14 protein-coding genes are annotated in these 18310 nt (G+C 30.5%); 9 read left to right on the forward strand and 5 right to left on the reverse strand.

Annotation, left to right across the window (positions count from 1 at the left end; all coding sequences use genetic code 11):
- Nucleotides 1-13: 13 nt before the first annotated feature.
- Genes DIZ80_06440 through DIZ80_06475 form a run of 8 tightly spaced genes read left to right on the forward strand, consistent with a single transcriptional unit; the run spans nt 14 to nt 9184 of the window.
- Entirely contained in the window at nt 14-1105 is a 1092-nt protein-coding gene (locus DIZ80_06440; protein ID RDH83772.1) for a hypothetical protein, read from the forward strand.
- 26 nt (nt 1106-1131) lie between these two features.
- Entirely contained in the window at nt 1132-2286 is a 1155-nt protein-coding gene (locus DIZ80_06445) for a hypothetical protein (protein ID RDH83773.1), read from the forward strand.
- 2 nt (nt 2287-2288) lie between these two features.
- Nucleotides 2289-3395 carry a hypothetical protein gene (locus DIZ80_06450; protein ID RDH83774.1) on the forward strand — a complete coding sequence of 369 codons (1107 nt, stop codon included), beginning with the start codon at nt 2289-2291 and terminating at the stop codon, nt 3393-3395.
- 15 nt (nt 3396-3410) lie between these two features.
- Nucleotides 3411-4580 carry a hypothetical protein gene (locus DIZ80_06455; GenBank protein RDH83775.1) on the forward strand — a complete coding sequence of 390 codons (1170 nt, stop codon included), beginning with the start codon at nt 3411-3413 and terminating at the stop codon, nt 4578-4580.
- The gene (locus DIZ80_06460; protein ID RDH83776.1) at nt 4541-5206 is read left to right on the forward strand and encodes a hypothetical protein; all 666 of its coding nucleotides are present in this window, start codon (nt 4541-4543) and stop codon (nt 5204-5206) included. The genes DIZ80_06455 and DIZ80_06460 overlap by 40 nt, the downstream gene beginning before the upstream one ends.
- 26 nt (nt 5207-5232) lie before the next feature.
- Nucleotides 5233-6708: a hypothetical protein gene (locus DIZ80_06465; protein RDH83777.1), complete on the forward strand. Its 1476-nt coding sequence runs from the start codon at nt 5233-5235 to the stop codon at nt 6706-6708.
- A gap of 12 nt (nt 6709-6720) precedes the next feature.
- The gene (locus tag DIZ80_06470) at nt 6721-8226 is read left to right on the forward strand and encodes a hypothetical protein (protein ID RDH83778.1); all 1506 of its coding nucleotides are present in this window, start codon (nt 6721-6723) and stop codon (nt 8224-8226) included.
- Between the two features lie 46 nt (nt 8227-8272).
- A complete protein-coding gene (locus DIZ80_06475; GenBank protein ID RDH83779.1) occupies nt 8273-9184 on the forward strand; it encodes a hypothetical protein in 912 nt (303 codons plus the stop codon).
- A gap of 17 nt (nt 9185-9201) precedes the next feature.
- Here DIZ80_06475 and DIZ80_06480 read toward each other — a convergent pair whose 3' ends face one another.
- The 4 genes from DIZ80_06480 to DIZ80_06495 form a co-directional block, all read right to left on the reverse strand.
- A complete protein-coding gene (locus DIZ80_06480) occupies nt 9202-10227 on the reverse strand; it encodes a hypothetical protein (protein ID RDH83780.1) in 1026 nt (341 codons plus the stop codon).
- Nucleotides 10228-10260: 33 nt separating this feature from the next.
- Nucleotides 10261-11085 (reverse strand): hypothetical protein, encoded by an 825-nt coding sequence (locus DIZ80_06485; GenBank protein ID RDH83781.1) that lies wholly within the window; start codon nt 11083-11085, stop codon nt 10261-10263.
- Nucleotides 11086-11236: 151 nt separating this feature from the next.
- Nucleotides 11237-13969, reverse strand: coding sequence for a hypothetical protein (locus tag DIZ80_06490; protein RDH83782.1), 2733 nt, complete (start codon nt 13967-13969; stop codon nt 11237-11239).
- Nucleotides 13970-14312: 343 nt separating this feature from the next.
- Nucleotides 14313-15920 carry a hypothetical protein gene (locus DIZ80_06495; protein RDH83783.1) on the reverse strand — a complete coding sequence of 536 codons (1608 nt, stop codon included), beginning with the start codon at nt 15918-15920 and terminating at the stop codon, nt 14313-14315.
- Between the two features lie 591 nt (nt 15921-16511).
- Here DIZ80_06495 and DIZ80_06500 point away from each other — a divergent pair.
- Nucleotides 16512-16733, forward strand: coding sequence for a hypothetical protein (locus DIZ80_06500; protein RDH83784.1), 222 nt, complete (start codon nt 16512-16514; stop codon nt 16731-16733).
- An 802-nt stretch (nt 16734-17535) separates the two neighbouring features.
- Here the strand turns inward: DIZ80_06500 and DIZ80_06505 are convergent.
- Nucleotides 17536-18291: a hypothetical protein gene (locus tag DIZ80_06505; GenBank protein RDH83785.1), complete on the reverse strand. Its 756-nt coding sequence runs from the start codon at nt 18289-18291 to the stop codon at nt 17536-17538.
- Nucleotides 18292-18310 lie beyond the last annotated feature (19 nt).

Below are 18310 nucleotides of genomic sequence, written 5' to 3' on the forward strand. Positions count from 1 at the left end.
TTGAGTCATATTCATGAAACATATCTTACATGTAATACAATCACTTGAATTTGGTGGAGCTGAAAAAGTAGTTGTTCAGCTTTCAAATAAATTGTCTATAAAAAATAGAGTATCTATTTGTGTAACTAAAAATAAAGGCGAATTATGTGAGCAATTGAATGAAAATATAAAATTATTTTCACTTAATATGGGTGAAGGCAATAACCCTATATTAGTCACTAAACTTAAACAGTTAATTTTAGATAATGATATAGATATTATTCATTGCCATGATTGGGGTGTTTATATAGAAAGTGTTTTAGCTGCTAAATTATCTAAACGTGCAAATGTTATATTAACGGTTCATGGGCCTTATACCGAGTATTCATCTGGTATTAAATCTAAGTTAAAAATCTACCTTAGACATATTGTAGAAAGATTTATATCAAGATATGTTTTCAAAATTGTAACAGTATCTAATTCGATTAAAAAATATATAATCAATGATATAAATATTAAAGAAAATAAAATGTGTGTAATTCATAATGGAGTAGAGGGCTATGAGTATCATCAAGATGATACTCTGGTTAAATGTAGAAAATACATTACAGTAGGTCGAATAGCATTGGTAAAAAATCATATTCTAATGTTAGATGCATTTAAGCTGTTGGCGGATAAATATAGTGATGTATCATTAACTATTGTGGGTGATGGTCCTGAGTTCAAATCAATTCAAAAATACGCTGATAATATTGGAGTAACTTCGGTCGTTGTATTTACAGGATTTAGAAATGATATCGAATATCTATTAAAACAACATGATGTTTTTTTACTCTCATCTAATTATGAAGGTATATCAATTGCTGGTCTAGAAGCTATGAGTTTAGGAATGCCAATAATTTCAACAGATGTAGGCGGCATGTCGGAAATGATTAAACATAATGAAACTGGCTTATTAGTTAATAACAATGATGCTTCCAACTATATGTCGGCTTTAAATGATATTTATGTGAATGAAAAAGCATTTTATAAAATGAGTTATAATTCAAGGCAGTTGTTTTGCAAAGAATTTCAAGAAGATGTAGCTCTTGAAAAGTATAATAAACTTTATAATCATGAAATTTAAATAATTTAAATTATGGAGATATTAAGTTGAGTATATGGTTGGTTGTTTTTATAGCTAGTTCATCATTGTTCATTATTAATTATTTTATTTATCCAGCTATTGTCATCATAATGGCTGGATTCAAGGAAGATGTTGATGTTGATGTTGAGTATGAGCAATATTCTAAATCAGTTAGTTTTATTGTTGCAGCATATAATGAAGAAAAAGTTATACGTAATAAAATTGAAAATTGTCTTAAACTGGATTACCCAAAAGAACTTCTTGAAATAATAATTATATCTGATGGTTCAGATGATAGAACTTCAGATATAGTAAAAGAATTTGAGAGTGATGGAGTCATTAGCCTTCATGAAGATCAGAGAAAAGGAAAGTCAAATGCATTAAATAGAGCAGTTAAATATTCCTCAAATGAAATTATAGTTTTTTCTGATGCTAATAATGACTTTTCAGTAGATGCAATTAAATATTTAGTATCAAGTTTTGATGATTCACAAGTAGGCTCAGTTACTGGATCTAAAAAGATATATACTTCATCCGATAGGCAATCAAGTCAGGGTGATGGCTTGTACTGGAAGTATGAATCTAAAATAAAATATGCTGAATCTAAACTTGGATCAATTACTGCTGCAGATGGTGAGATTTTAGCTGTAAGGCGAAAATTATTTGAACCTATAGATCCAAAATTAATAAATGATGATGCTGCTATTACATTTAATGTCTTAAAAAAGGGTTATCGTGTTATTTATAACTTGAATGCTGTTGCATATGAAGAGGCATCAATTGACATTATCGATGATTTTCACGTAAAAGTACGAATGACTACAGGTGGTGTTCAAACACTTTTTACTGAAGCTAATTTTTTATTCAATCCCTTTAAAGCTTATTCGTGGTCTTTTTTTATGCATAAAACTCTACGATGGTTTGCACCGTATTTTATGATATTAATATTTATTAGTAATTTATTATTACTTGAATATAATTTAATGATATTAATTATGACTGCTCAAATTATTTTTTATATCTTAGCTGCTATAGGTTGGTTAAAAAGAGCATCTGAATCATTATCTAGTATTTTATATGTTCCTATGTATTTTGTATCTATGAATACTGCTCTATTCATAGGTACTTTAAAGTATTTTATAGGAAATAAATCAGTAATCTGGAAAAAAGCGGATCGATAATTATGAGTATATTTTTATATTTATCAGTATTTATATTTCTCGCATTTCTTATATTATATATATTAATACGTTCAAGGAATATGCAGTATTGGATTGGTTCTTACATTAAGAGTTTATTCCTGAATAAAAAGAAAGCCAAAATTAAGCATGTATATTTTAGTTTTGTTGATCACTATGAGCCTTATTATCAACAAGTAACTGAGAGTGTTGCAAGGGGACTTGTAGATGATTGGGTAAATGCGTACCCTAATATTGCCAATAAGCATAAAGACAGTGATGGAAATGTACCTCAGCACACTTACTTTTATCCAATAGAAGAATATGACAAATATGTATTAGATAAAATAAGTGAACTATGTAATTCAGGTTACGGTGATGTTGATATTCATCTGCATCATGATGATGATACTGCTGAAAACCTTACGAAAGAGCTGATAGATTTCAAGAATTTATTATACAATGAACATAATTTATTACGTAAAAATAAAGCCGGCGAAATTGTATACGGTTTTATACACGGCAATTGGGCATTAGATAATTCCAGGCCTGATGGTCGTTGGTGTGGTATCGACAATGAGTTGGATATATTAATTAATACCGGTTGTGTATTTGATATGACATTACCATCGGCACCAAGTGATACACAAACAAAAATAATCAATAGTATTTACTATGCTAAAGAAGATGGACATGCAAAATCTCATGATAAAGGTCGTAATTTAGAGTCTAATATTACTAAACAGGAAGTTTCTGAGCTATTAATGATTCAAGGTCCATTAACCTTAAACTGGAAAAATCGTAAATTTGGCCTAATACCTAAAATTGAAAGTGGTGAGCTATCTGGTGATTCGCCACCTAGTGAGACACGTATTAAATTATGGGAAGAGTGCGGGATATCAATTAAAGGAGAAGAGGAGCATATATTCATTAAAGTACATACTCATGGATTACAAAAACCAAATATGAATATGCTATTTGATAATAATGGATTTGATTTAATGTGGACAACTCTTGAAAATAATTATAGAGATACTAATGACTGTGAATTGCACTATTTAACTGCCTGGGAAATGTATGAAAAAATTAAGCACCTTGAAAATACACACTAGCATTGACTTTATATTATGAGAATATTGTATCATCATCGAACACAGGGTCGAGGTGCAGAAGGTGTTCATATAGTTAGTATTGTTAAAGCTCTTGAATCACTTGGGCATGACGTTACAGTATTATCTCCCGCTGGAGTTAATCCTTTAAAGAATGCTGGAAATGCACCTGTTGATAAATCTGATGTAAAAACAAGTGGTATAGATAGTGTATGGAAGTTTATCAGCAAAAACTTACCTAATTTTATATTTGAATTTATTGAAATTTTTTATAATATTCCTGCCTCAATTAGATTAGAGAAGGAATTATCAAACAATAATTACGATATTATTTATGAGCGATACGCATTTTATTTGGTTGCTGGTGCTATTAAAGCTAAGAAATATAAAATTCCATTTGTGCTTGAAGCAAATGAAGTAAGCGGTATTGAGGATAGAGCGCGAAAACAGATTTTTAAAAAACTATGTGATTCATTTGAAAGATTTTTATTTATACGTTGTTCTTCAATACTAACGGTATCATCATTTCTTAAGCAGAAAATCATAAAACAAGGCGTATCTACGGATCTAGTTCACGTAGTACCTAATGCAATCGATGTAACTAAATTTCATCATAATATAAAAAATGATGATTTAAAAAATAAATTTAATATAGGTAGTAGTGTTGTCATTGGTTTTGCTGGTTGGTTTGATGATTGGGATAGACTAGATTTACTGATAGAAGTCTTTAACGGTTTAACTAAGAATTACCCTGTAAAGTTATTGTTAATAGGTGACGGTGAAGTACTGAATAATGTTAAGTCTAAAGCAAAAGAATATAAAATTGAGTCAGATATAATATTAACTGGTGCAGTTGATCGTTTAGATGTTCAGCGTTATCTATCATTACTTGATATAGCAATTATTACACACTCAAACGATTTTGGATCACCTGTTGTTATGTTTGAGTTTATGGGTTTAAAGATACCAGTTATTGCTCCAGATTTAATGCCAATATTAGATGTTTTAGAAAATGATAAAACAGCATTAATTTTTAAGGCCCTTGATATGAAAGCATTAAAATTAAATATTATAAAGCTATTAGAAGACAAAGATAAACGTAATCAAATATCATCTGCTGCTTATGTTAAATTGATTGATAATCATACATGGGAAAAAAATGCACAAATGATTATTTCAACAATTTGAGATCAGTAATGAAATCACTTATTAAAAATATAATTTATTTTTTCACACCTAATTTTTACAATAAATTTCATTCTTCAAGTAAAGATATATATATTACTTTTGACGATGGGCCTAGTTCTGATAATACATGTGTGATATTGGATGTTTTTAAGAAGCATAAAATGACAGCGACGTTTTTCTTGATTGGCAGTGAAATGGAAAAACATCCCGATATTGTTAAAAGAATTATTAATGAAGATCATGCAATAGGCTACCACTCATTTTCTCATAAAAGCTTGAAATCTATTTCTTTTTTTGAGTTTATTGAAGATCTAAAATCTGCAAAATTATTGTTTAATAAGTATTCTATAAAAAATAAATTTTACAGACCACCATATGGTGATCTTACAGTATTTAAATTTTTATGGATGATAGTTACAGGTTGGAAGATAATCATGTGGTCACATGATAGTCGAGATTCATTTGATGATAAAAATATTGTATTAGAAAGTATACTGCATGAAGAAATTCAGTTTGGAAGCATTCATCTGTTCCATGATGATTATGATGATACTGCTGAAATAATGCCAAAAATATTAGAGCATTACTCTAATAATGGTGTTAATTGTGCAAAGATACACATTTAAATATTTATTAATTTTGATGAGAATTTATGAGTAATAAAAGTGATATAGGGCGTTTTTTTAAGCATTCGGGTATTTATGCTTTCGGTAATATTTTAAATAGAATAGGTGCGTTTTTATTGTTACCTATATATACAACTTATTTAACTGTCGCTAACTATGGTGCTTTAGAATTATTTTATACTATATCTGCCGTTATTAGTGGCATATTAGCTGTTGGTATAGCGCATGCAACTTTACGATTTTATTTCGAATATGATAAGCAGACTGACCGAAATGCTGTAGTAAGTACCAATTTAATTGTTTCAGCTTTAATAGCTCTTGTTGGAGTGTCAATCGCTTTTTATTTTGATAATAAAATTGCAGCTTTTGTATTTGACACAGTTGATGATAATGTATTAATGGGCTTATATATTGTTTTAGCAACAATGGTTTTAGAACTCTCATCACAGGTTTGTCTCGCTTATCTAAGGGCTAGAGAATTATCTGTGTTTTATGTGCTTTTATCATTTGTAAAACTGGTCATTCAGGTATCAATCAATAGTTATTTAGTCATTGTTGAGGGCATGGGTATAGTAGGCATATTAGCTGGTAATTTTGTAGCTGTTTTTATAGGCTGGTTAATGCTTATTTGTTATACGTTATATTGCTGTGGCTTTCAATTTCACTTAGATAAGATGAAAAGCATTGTTGTTTATAGTTTTCCTTTCCTATTGGGTACATTAGTAAGTATTGTTGCAGTAAATGCAGATCGATTTATGTTAAATATGTTTATGGGATTGGAAGCAGTAGGTATATACGCATTAGCCTTAAAATTAACTCTTCTTATTGAAGTGTTAGTTGCTGAACCATTTAGTAAATCATATGGTGCATATAGGTTTTCAATAATGAAGAATGATGATGCTGATCATACTCAAAAACGTATAACAGGTTATATGTCTCTTATTGTATCAATAGTATTGATATTAATAGTATATTCATCGCATGAAATTATTACACTTATGTCAAGCCCAGAATTTTATACTGCGGTTACAATATTACCTGTGCTTATTTTTATTGGTGGATTTAAAGTATTTACATATATATTTCAAACAGGAATTTTGTATAAAAAAGCGACTAAACATATTTTCACATTAAGTGTCATTGGCTGTATATCAATTATAATTTTAAATTATATTTTTATAAATGCATATGGTTTGATTGGAGCGTGTATTGCCAAAGTTCTAGCTTCTGCCATTGTGTTATTTTCTACAAATTATATTTCTCAAAGATATATGAAGATTGATTATGCATATTTTGATTTATTTAAAGTCTTATTTATTACTATTTTATTTATCGTGTTAGGTGTGCTTGCAAATGATTTAGACTTTTGGGTAGCCATTGGCAGTAAACTTGTATTATTTGGATTGTTGATTATTACTTTGTTTTATTCTGGAGTTCTTAATAAAACTGATAAAGAGAAAGGTTTCAATTTTATTAAATCACAGATTTCAAAAAATAAATAGATTGGATTACATATGCAGAATATCGCAAATAGTGGATGGCTTTATCAAATTGGCGATGTGATTTTTGGCGACGTACTAACCATAAATTGTGATAATTTAAGTGATGTATTGAATGTATATTCCAAGAGCATATATAAAATATCTGAAGCTACATTTAATATTAAAAATAATGTGTTTTCTAAAATAAGCAATAAAAAGTATGATTGTATTATTGTTAATGCTGTTGATAATGGTAATGAAAATCCTGAGTTTATTGAATATTTAAATAGTTATTTAAAAATAAACGGTATTATTGCTGTTGTTGAAATTAATGATACCAACTTTAAAAATGTTTTTACTTATAAATATTTCTATAATGTTTTAAGAAAAGTTATTAATAGTTCTGAAGGTGATAATTTTGATGGCTATTATATGCAATCTATATATGGAAAAATAAATCAAGTATTTTACTCTAGTGGTTATAAGTCTGTTAAAAACCCATTTCTTTTAAAAGAAAAGTTAAGGCAGATTTATTTGAATAAGTATTTATATCCTTTGTTTAGCTCGTTAGTTCTTAAAATATATAATACTTCAAATTTTAAACATAAAACTGTATTAGAAAATATTATAAATAATATTAATTCAGATTTAAATTCGGATATTATTTTCAAATCGGTAACTAAGTATCTAGTTATTCCATATAAAGTGTTAGCTACAGTAAAAGACATTGAAAATAATGAGTATATTTTCTTATTATTAAGGGGAGCAGATAAGAATGTAAGGGCAAATATAGAATTAGAGATGATCAACTATCTCAATGCTGAATATCCTATGCTATCTAAGTACTTGTCAAAATCAATTATTAGTGGTATTTATAAAAATGTAGAATATATAATCTATAAGAAAATACCGGGAGTTTCTATAGATTCATATTTTACTGATTACAATATAGCTGAACGTGCAGCATTCGATATGTTAGTGTCGATTGGTGAAATGAGTGCGCAATCTAATCAAGATAATGTTTTAAATAATACTACTAAAAAATGGTTTAATTCATTAAAGTCATATGAGAATGCTAATCCCGAATATAGCAATTATTTAGATACTTTGTTTGAATCTTTAACGAAAGAAGTCAATGAAAACATATGTGATTTAGTTCTATTTCATGGGGATTATAAAATTGAGAATTTGATATACGATCCTCTTAACTATGAAGTCAATGGTATTATCGATTGGGACTTATCAGAGAAACAACATCTGCCAGGCTTAGATTTATTATATCTTATCTTCTACACTCGCAGAATTAAAAATTCAACTTCTTTCATTTCTGAGTGTGAAAATGTTTTTTTAAAAGAAGGGTTTTCAGACAACGAACAAGCGTTGTTGGATGAATATTTTATTAAGTTTGATATAAGTATGAATATGTTCAGAGTTATCAAATTATTTTTTATTCTACATCATTTTTCTTGTCGTGAACGTACAGGATATGAAGTTGCTTGGCTTACTGATTTATTTAATAAAATTTGGAATGTTAACTAAATAACATTATTAAATTAGTATTTGTCTTAAAAATATAGAGAGTTTTATGTCGATATTAGAAAAAAAACCTTTAGTTTCAATAATTATTCCCGCTTATAATTCGGAAGAATTTATTGGAAGAGCACTTGATAGTGTTTTTTCACAAACGTATAATAATTATGAAATTATTGTTATAGATGATGGTTCTATTGATGAAACAAGCAATATAGTTAGGTCTTATGAACAAAATATTGTTTATTTATACCAAGAAAATGCAGGTGTATCAGCTGCAAGGAATGCAGGTATATCTATTGCTACTGGTGAATTAATAGCTTTATTAGATTCGGATGATTTATGGTATCCAGATAAACTTGAAATACAGGTGAATGCATATCTGAACAACCCTGAAGTGTCATTAATACATACAGGAATTGATAAGTCTCCAGATTTTAAAGGTTATGTTCCTATAGTAAATGATGATTTAATACCTGTAATTAAAGAATTTGAAGCTGTATTTAAAGATTCTAATTTAAAAACATCTAGTATAATGATACCTAAAAAGGTTTTAGATGATGTGGGGCTTTTTAATGTTGAATTACCAACTGCAGAAGATCGAGACCTTTTTCTAAGGTGTTCATATAACAAGTTGGTTATATTTATACCTCAAATACTTGTTTTTTATCCTATCTTTAATGGTTCACTAAGTGATGAATTGCGATCTTATCAGGATAATATAGATGTTATAGATGCATTTATTAAATGTCATCCAGAGTTCCTTCTAAACAATAAAACTCTTGTAAATAATGCTAAGTCATTAATTTATTATGAGTACGCAGATGATTTATGCTTTAAAAATCATTGTTTTGAATCAATCTCTGCAGCAATTAAATCTATACGTTATAAATTTAATACTGCGTCAATCTTAATAGGAGCCAAGGCTTTTTTTAAGATTCTATTACTATCATGTAAGAATAAATAGTATAAATAGTATAAATTTTATTTAAAAATAGCTGGAAACGATAGCATAGCTTTAAATCTATGCATATGTGTATAACGTTCTACATGCAATCTTTTAATTTCATAAATATTCTTTAGTGGTAGTCTTTCACTGCCGGATACATAAGATAGGCCTAATTTGTATCCGGCTATTTTACATTCTTCTATTACATTTTCATTGAACTCATTAGTGCCACCAACAGGATAGGCTATAGTGTCTATTTGTCTATTTATATGGGCTTCGATTTCATGTTTTGAATGTTGGATTTCATGAGTTAATTCTTTAGCTGTAAGTTTTGATAAAATAGGATGGCTTACTGTATGTGAGCCAAATTCTATATCATTATTACTCATTTCTAAAACTTGAACCCAATTTAGGGAAGAAGATTTATTTTTATCATCATCAAATATTTTTACATCTAATATGTTTTTCATTTCATTTAAACAGTTTATTCTCGATTTATTATCTAAATTTTTTAGATATCCAAGTATGTTTTCTGTAGTTTGTCTTTTACTGAATATTTCTTCACCTATGTCGAATGAGGTGTTATCAATACTAAATGTTATATTTTTATGATCAGTCTTATATATGTTGTATGCCACCCAATCAAACCAAAATACTTTGTTATTGCTTATATATTCAGTTGAAAGAAAAATAGTAGCTGGTATTTTTAGCTTTTTCAATATGGGGTATGCATTAGAATAGTTATCAAAATGTCCATCATCAAAAGTAATTACAACTGGATTTCTTGGTAAGCTATAGTCATTGCTTAGGCTGTCTATAAGGTTTTTTAGTGATATAGGATTGTAATGAGATTTTACATAATTCATTTGTTCTTCAAAATCAAACTTATTAGCACTAATCAATTCAGGATCAAATGGGAATTTTTCTTCATTATCTAAGTTATATATTCTATGATATGCTAATATTTTTATTGATTTAAATAATGTGTTATCAACTGTATTTAATAGTTGTAACAACTTTAGATTTGATAGTATTTTTGCCAGTAGATCTTTCTTATTCATATTTTATTAAACTTTAATTATATTTATTGAGATTTACGACTTTTCAATTAGTCTATTATATATATCTTCGCATTTTTCTTTTATGCTATCTTGCAAAGTGAAATTGACTTTTTTAGATACAGCATTTGATCTGATTGCATTGCAATAAAATGAATAATACGGCAGGTTTAGAAATTTACATGTTTTAGAGATCTCTACATCTGGTTGACTAACTAGTTTTTCATAATTTATAAGTATCACGTTTTTATTGTCTTTAATATCCCAATATATACTATTTCTCACTATCCAAAATAGACCGTAAGCATCGGCATCAGATAATTCTTCTAATTTAAATTGTTGTATAAATTCATTAATATCTTTAGGTATTGATTCATTAAGCCAGTTTTTTATATTTTTATCAAAGAATGGTTTAATATAATCATGTGAATTATATTTATAATAATGTAAGTGTGAATCTATAACATCTTGATAGTGTCTAAACATCCATACTGATTTACTATTCGAATATTGCTTCAATAAATTATTGGCATGTTGACTTTCATATAATGGTTTAATAGCCATATAGTTGAATAATTCATTATTTAATATTCTATCTACGTCTTGCTGTGGTTTTAACCTATGATGTTTTTCAGTAGAAACATCATAAAAATATGGCTCATCACCTTCACCATGGTATTTTACCGATGGATCTAAGCTAATAATATTTTGAATAATAGTTGTACCTGATCTTTGACATCCAAATATAAATATTACTTTAGTAATTTTCGTTATAGATAAAATAGATAGGATCATTTCTCTTAATTTATTTACTTTATATGATGAATACCATGATAGTTTTAAGTTTTTTATATTTATCATTATCTTAATTGTTCTAGCTGATTTTCATAGATTATAACTGTTTATCAGTGATCATGTCATTGTTAAGTGCTCTTATTATTTTTACTAATAAAGCACAAAAAAGCCACCTAAATATTAATTTAGGTGGCCATATTGATCATTATTTGACTAATTAAGGTAAAGGTGTAGGAGCCACATCACAAATATTAGCAGGACATGCTAAAACTGTGGTTGATTCCCATAGATATCGGGTTAATGATTTACCTGAATCACACCAAGCTGACGAGTTACTGTCAGTTCTACCATAGTCTGATAGAGAGTTAGGATCACAAAAATCCTCATATATTTCATCTTCAAACATCCAGGGCCAAAGTTTCTCAGTTGACTCTACACCGTTGTAATATCTATATATTGCATTAGCGCCCCTAGGTTTATTATTTGATCCCAGGTTTGAATTAAGAAGTGTTGCTGTATCATTGGTAAATACATACTCAAGGTTTGGATCAATGACAAGAGAAGTATCACTAGAAGTATTGTTAGTGCTATTTCCGTATAAAATATTATACGTTTCAGTTACTTCACCTGTGATTGCATTAGAGCCGCCATTATTTAATATAAGGCTATTCTTTAATACATTTCCAGATGTTTCACTAGAAAAGTTACCGTAACCACCTTCAGGGTGACCAAATACAGTCATGTTATTGAATGTTGTATTTTCAACTCTTTTGTTTATGGTTAAACCTCGGCGACTGTTATTAAAGATAACGCCATTTTCAAAATGATTTTGATTGTGCGGAGCACTGCGTCCAGATAACGAAATAGCTAAACCTATATTGTTATGAATCACTAAACCATAAAAACGATTGTTTTCTGAGCCAGTGAATGGTGCTGTATCACCATTATCACCACCAGCTAATAATAATGCCCCTTTATCTCCACCAACACCGGGTGGTCTATAACCTGAGTCAATAATAACTACATTTTCAAATAAGCTATCATGAGTATTATAAACACCAAGTGCATTACGTGGATCATCGGGTTTATAATTTGCCCCATACCATTGATCCCAACGAATTAGAACACGACGCAACGTTATATTACGGCTACCATATATTGAAGTCGTATAACGCCCAGCTCCAAATACCCACGCATCTTCAATCAAAACATCATTTGATCGACCAATCAGAATTCCATTACAGTTATTATTTAAACATGATCCTTTTACTGATATTTTGCGTAAAACAATATGATGAGTATCAGTATTACCTGTTGCAGGCTGTCCATCTCGACTATTTACCTCAAGTACAGCTCTTTCTCCCGAATTTTGAAGTTTAAAACCTTCAAATTCTAGATAGCTCACTTCAGTTATATCCAGTGCAGTTCCGACGCCTGAGCCATCAATGGTTACTTGTAATGGATTTACTGCTCGTACATATATTGGGGCAGATGATAAACCACTAACTGTTGGTGTTATATTTTCTCTATATATACCATCAACAACATTCAGTGTTTGACCTGGGCTAAGTTTATTTATTGATGTTTGTAGCGTTTTCCAAGGAGCGCTTTCACTACCAGAATTATTATCATTACCACTATTTGAAACAAAATAACCTGATAAACCTGAAGAAACATAATTAGCAGTAGTGATTAATAGGGTATTACTATTTGATGTGTTATTTACCGAATCAAAAGCAATAATTGAATACTGGAAAACACTACTTGGTTGTAATGCAGTATCACTATACGAGGTTTCAGTGGTGGTAGCTATTAATGAACCATTACGCATAATGCGATAGCCACTCAAGCTAATATTATCAGTTGATGCTGTCCATTGAATACTAATACTAGAACTTGTTGGTTGTGATGAACTGCTTAGTACGGGAGCACTAGGTGCTTCATTATCTGAAATAGATGCAGTAGTTGTAATTGATAGTGCATTACTACTTGCATTGTTTCCAGCGTTATCAAATGCTGAAACAGTATATTGATAATTAGTTGATGGTTGTAACTCTGTATCTGTGAACAATAGTTTTGTAGTTGTCGCAATCTGTACACCGTCTCTATATATTTTATAACCTGCAACAGCAATATTATCAGCAGAAGTGTCCCATAATAATTGTACTGATGTACTTATTAAACTGCTAGATGAGTATCTTAGGTTTGTTGGAGTACTTGGTGCTAGCGTATCAGTATCGATAGGTAGCTTATTATTATCAACACTAACATCTTGATCTGTACAATTAACACCTGTGGTGTTACTAAGATATTGGACACTCAATTTAGCAGATTTATTTTCATCTAAATCATGTGATACAGCAATTCGTTGACCTTCGCCTGTAATTGAAAATGTAATATAATTACATTGATTCCATTCAGCCTTATCTATTAACGGTTGAAGTAAAGATTTTATTTCAGGAGTTTCTTGTATTTCATTAGTCTCATTTACTTCTGACCATTCTAAAGGTTGCCATTTGATGGAATTATTTAAATATTGACGTTGACTTATATTATATTGTTGCGTTGAAAATGAAGAGGAATTACTACTATCTTCCGCTGTAATATTTAAATTTGCAATTCCATAAGACTCTTCATCTGTTGTAAATTGAATACTGGCACTTTCTATAATTGCATCTTTAGGTATACCAATTTGAAAACGAAGTGCAACTAACTGAGTTCCACTATAGCTATCATAAATCATTTCCATATCACTACTAGACAAATCAATTGTGCCATTCGTATGCTCTTCAGCATCATCACTTTTATCTTGAATACTTATGTTGAATGACTGAGGTTTTTGAGAATAATTTTGTGGCTTATCTGTGTATTCAGATGTAGTACCTGAACAACCTTGTAGTATCACTAAGCTAGCGATGCTTATGTAATGCCAAAATAAAGAATTTTTCATGGTTTTTTACCTAATTTCATGTGGAAGGTTTATACAAACATATATATTTGAGTAACAATCAATATGACGTTATCAATTAGGTATAATCATTTTTCTTTAACTAACGAATGTAATTATAGGGTGATAGGCTTATATAACTGTGAACAGTTTCATGTTTACTACCCGTTCAGGTCATTCGACTATATAATGGTTTAATTATGTGATGTGACTCACGATTTTCCGTATATATTAAATTGCTAGATGAGTTTAAAAATAGAATTAATTTGAGATTAAGGTCATTACTGAAATATATTGACTTAATCAGCAATGCCATTTGACGGTCGAAACTATAAAGGACTTTATTTTACTCTATAGAGCAGGTAGGTTTTTCAGCATCTAAGTCACATATATTATTAGGGCAGGTTTGATTAGTTGATGCCTCGAATAAATAGCGAGAAAGTGTAGCACTAGAATCACACCATTTAGCGGAGTTTGCTCCTGTACGGCCTAACTCATTCAATGTGGTTTGGTCACAGAAATCCTTTTTGATTAGATCTTCATATAACCAAGGCCATAAGTGTTGTTTAGACTCAATACCTCCATAATAGCGAAACAATAGGTTTGCTCCTCTTGCTTTATCATTATCACCAGGATTATTTAACAAAGGAACGGTATCATTTTTAAAGACATAGAGTAGCTGTGGGTCTATTGATATTGATTGCTCACCTAGAGATCCATTATCATTATTACCAAAAACAACGTTGTAATTATTCGTGACTTCTCCAGAAATAGCGTTTGATCCATTGTCTAAAATAAGGCTATTTTTTAAGATATTACCTGTTGTTTCGCTAGAAAAGTTACCATAACCACCATCAGGGTTATTAATCACTGACATATTATTAAATGTGGTGAATTCAACTCTTTTATTAATGGTAAGGCCTCGTTTAGTATTGTTGTAAACAATACTATTTTCAAAATAGTTAAGATTATGTGGTGTACTGCGTCCAGATAAGGCTATGCCATGACCATTATTGTTATGAATCACCAAGCCATAAAAACGATTGTTTTCTGAGCCAGTGAATGGTGCCGTATCACCATTGTCACCACCAGCTAATAATACAGCGCCTTTATCACCAGCCGTACCTGATGGTTTTTCACCGGCATCAATAATGACTATATTTTCGAATAAACTATCATGTGTATTGTATATTCCCAAAGCCTGTCGTGGGTCATCAGGTTTATAATCAGCACCAATCCATTCATCCCAGCGTATAACGACTCTTCTTAAGTTTATATTACGGCTACCATAGATTGAAACGGTATATCGACCTGCACCATAAATCCATGAATCGGCAAATAACACGTCATTAGATCGAGCTATTAGTATCCCATTACAGTTTTTATTCAAACATGAGCCTTGTATTGCCATTTTACTCATAAATATATGATGTGTATCTGTATTACCTGTTGAGGGTTGCCCATCACGACTATTTATTTCTAGGGTTGCTTTTTCACCGGCATTTTGTAAACGAAAACCTTCAAAGTATAAGTAGCTAACTTCAGTAATGTCTAGGGCAGGACCTTGAGAATCACCATCTATGACTACTTTAAATGGGTTTTCAGCACGTATAATTATAGGGTCCGTACTATTACCACTAATTGTAGGTTTTACATTTTCTAAATAGAATCCATCGGCTATTGTTAGAATATTACCAGGTTTAAGTTTCTCAATAGATTTTTGAATACCTTTCCAGGGCGAGCTTTCAGAGCCATCGGAGTTGTCATCACCGGTAGTAGATACAAAGTATTCGGTGTAATTTGAGGGCAGGTCACATAGAAACGCTTCTGTGGGAGAGTTAAAGAGATCCGCCTCTGTGGGAGAGTTAAAGAGATCCGCCTCACCAGTACAAGCGGTTATGAGGATTCCTACCACTAGTATTGACACTCCTAACTTTACTGCATAATTAATCATTTAAGATACTCCTGCCAAATTTACATATTTAATATAAATCAGTCTTATATTGTATGTATTTTAGCAAAGTAATACCATCAAGATATTAAACATCTCTTAGTCACTGAGAAATATGATCATGTTTTGTTATGTGTCGCCAATCCTTAATATAACTATATACTAATGCTGGATAGGGTTTAACTATTAAATTTATTTATATATTTAATGATGTAAATACATATTTTTAACTTATACATAAGATATAAAAATTTATGTAATTTTGACCATATTTACATTAAATAAAATTGAAATTATGATTCGTAAGATGTATATACCTTTAAGTCCTATGCAAGCTCTTAAGTTTCTATCCACTATAATCATAATATTAACACATATTGTAGCCTATCTTGATTACCTAGTATCAGCGTTTTTCAAGGTAGTTGTCGTTTTTATCATGCAGCTTCTTTGCTTACTTTCTCCGGGTTAAACTCAACAGAGCATATATAATCCCTGTTTCTTGTCGATCCAGGTCATCTAAATGAATTTTAATGGACTTCCCAGGGTTTGCTAGACGCCTAATAGCTTTAAAATGTAACTCTATGAGGGGTGTTTATGAACAGCAGCAAACGATACACAGGCGAATTTAAAATAGAAGCCGTTAAGCAAGTCACAGAACGAGGTTATTCAGTTGCAGACGTGGCTGAACAATTAGGTACAACCACACACAGTTTGTACGCTTGGTTAAAACGCTACGGAGAAAGAGCCCTCAGCAAGCCAATAAGGCCACAAAATACTTTAGCAACGACCCCGGGTAAAGTGCCCCTTTATCCGTGAGCATCGAGATGAGTTTTCAATACGATCGATGTGCCAAGTTTATATAATTAATCGCAGTGGGTTTTATGCCTATTTAGAAAAAACATTCTCGGAGCGTGCACTCGAAGACCAACGCTTATTAGCGTCGATTAAAACGTTTTATATCGTCAGTGGTGCAACCTACGGTAGCCCGTGAATTCACAGGGATTTACGTGAAATTGGGCTTTTCCTGCAACACCAACAATATAGCTGTTTTTTTGAAGCTTTATCTTCCCGTTGCAGCTATTTTTCCACTGTTTATTTGATCTGCTGATTACTTAATTACATTGTCGTCACTTGGCATAAGTAGTCCTTTATCCATCTTTAGTTAAATATAGTTGATGGAGTAGTTATAACCTCTTTGACTACCAGTCTGAGTGACTAATTATATGGTGGTAATAGCCTTATTAAAGCTTGTTCTTTAAGTTCAGTTGGTATTTGTTTTCCAAGCATAATTGCCTACGGTCCTATGCAAAATAAGGCGAAAGCTATTTTCGCACAAAGAGTGAATCATTGATCAATATCTTTTATAAGTGCATTGGTATGAATATTTAAGCTATTATATAAAAAATATCATGTGATGCCGGGTTGTTATTTGTATATCTATAACCTGCAGATACGAATGACGGAATAGCGACCATAGTCGTTACAACGGGTGAAATATGAACTTTACTTTTATCAACTTTTTTATTATTTCTTAAAGATTTTAAATCCGATATAAATTTTATAGACCACGCAATTAAAAAATAAGGTATTGAGCCCTAATAAATATTGTGTAATCGAATTAAGTTATTATAGATTTTAAAGAATGGAAGTATTCATGGTAAGGTAATGTCGAAATTAGAGATAATCGGTCAAATTCCGATTGTTTTATTTCGTGAGGAATAGATGTTCGTGAAGTTATTATTATTGAATTCGTCGATTCTATATCTAAATAAAATGCATTTTCATTAAATATATTAGATAAACGATTAAAACCTGGGTATGAATATACATCATTACCAAGATGATTAAATACAGCAACACCTGTACCTGAAAGTAAGTCATGTATATTATTGAAAGATGACGAAACATCGACGGTAATATCTATGTCTGTATTCGAGGTTAGAAATACATCGACAATAATTAAATCATATTCATTTTCGTTTGATAACTTCAACCAGTTATCTGCTGAATCATTAAATATAGTAAAGTGTTCATCAGTTTCTGGAAGTGAAAAATATTTAATTGCTACTTCTGTGACTTTTGGTCGTAACTCAACCGCATCAATAATAATATTCGGGTGATAATTGTACAGGTATTTTACTATGGAACCTGCACCCAAGCCCAGTACAAGAACTCGTTTTGGCTTTATCCAGCATAATGGTAAAGTCATTGCCTGAGCATATTTATGCACGAGAAAGAAAGGGTTACATAATAAATTAGCTGATTGTTGTGTTTTGTTTCCAAAGTGCATAGCCCTGATCTGTTGCATATATTCAATAACTTCGATCGAACCATACTCATCAGATGTTTGATAAATTAGTTCTCCGCTTAACATAGTACTACCTCTACAATAA

The sequence above is a fragment of the endosymbiont of Galathealinum brachiosum genome (assembly GCA_003349885.1).
GTDB lineage: Bacteria > Pseudomonadota > Gammaproteobacteria > SZUA-229 > SZUA-229 > SZUA-229.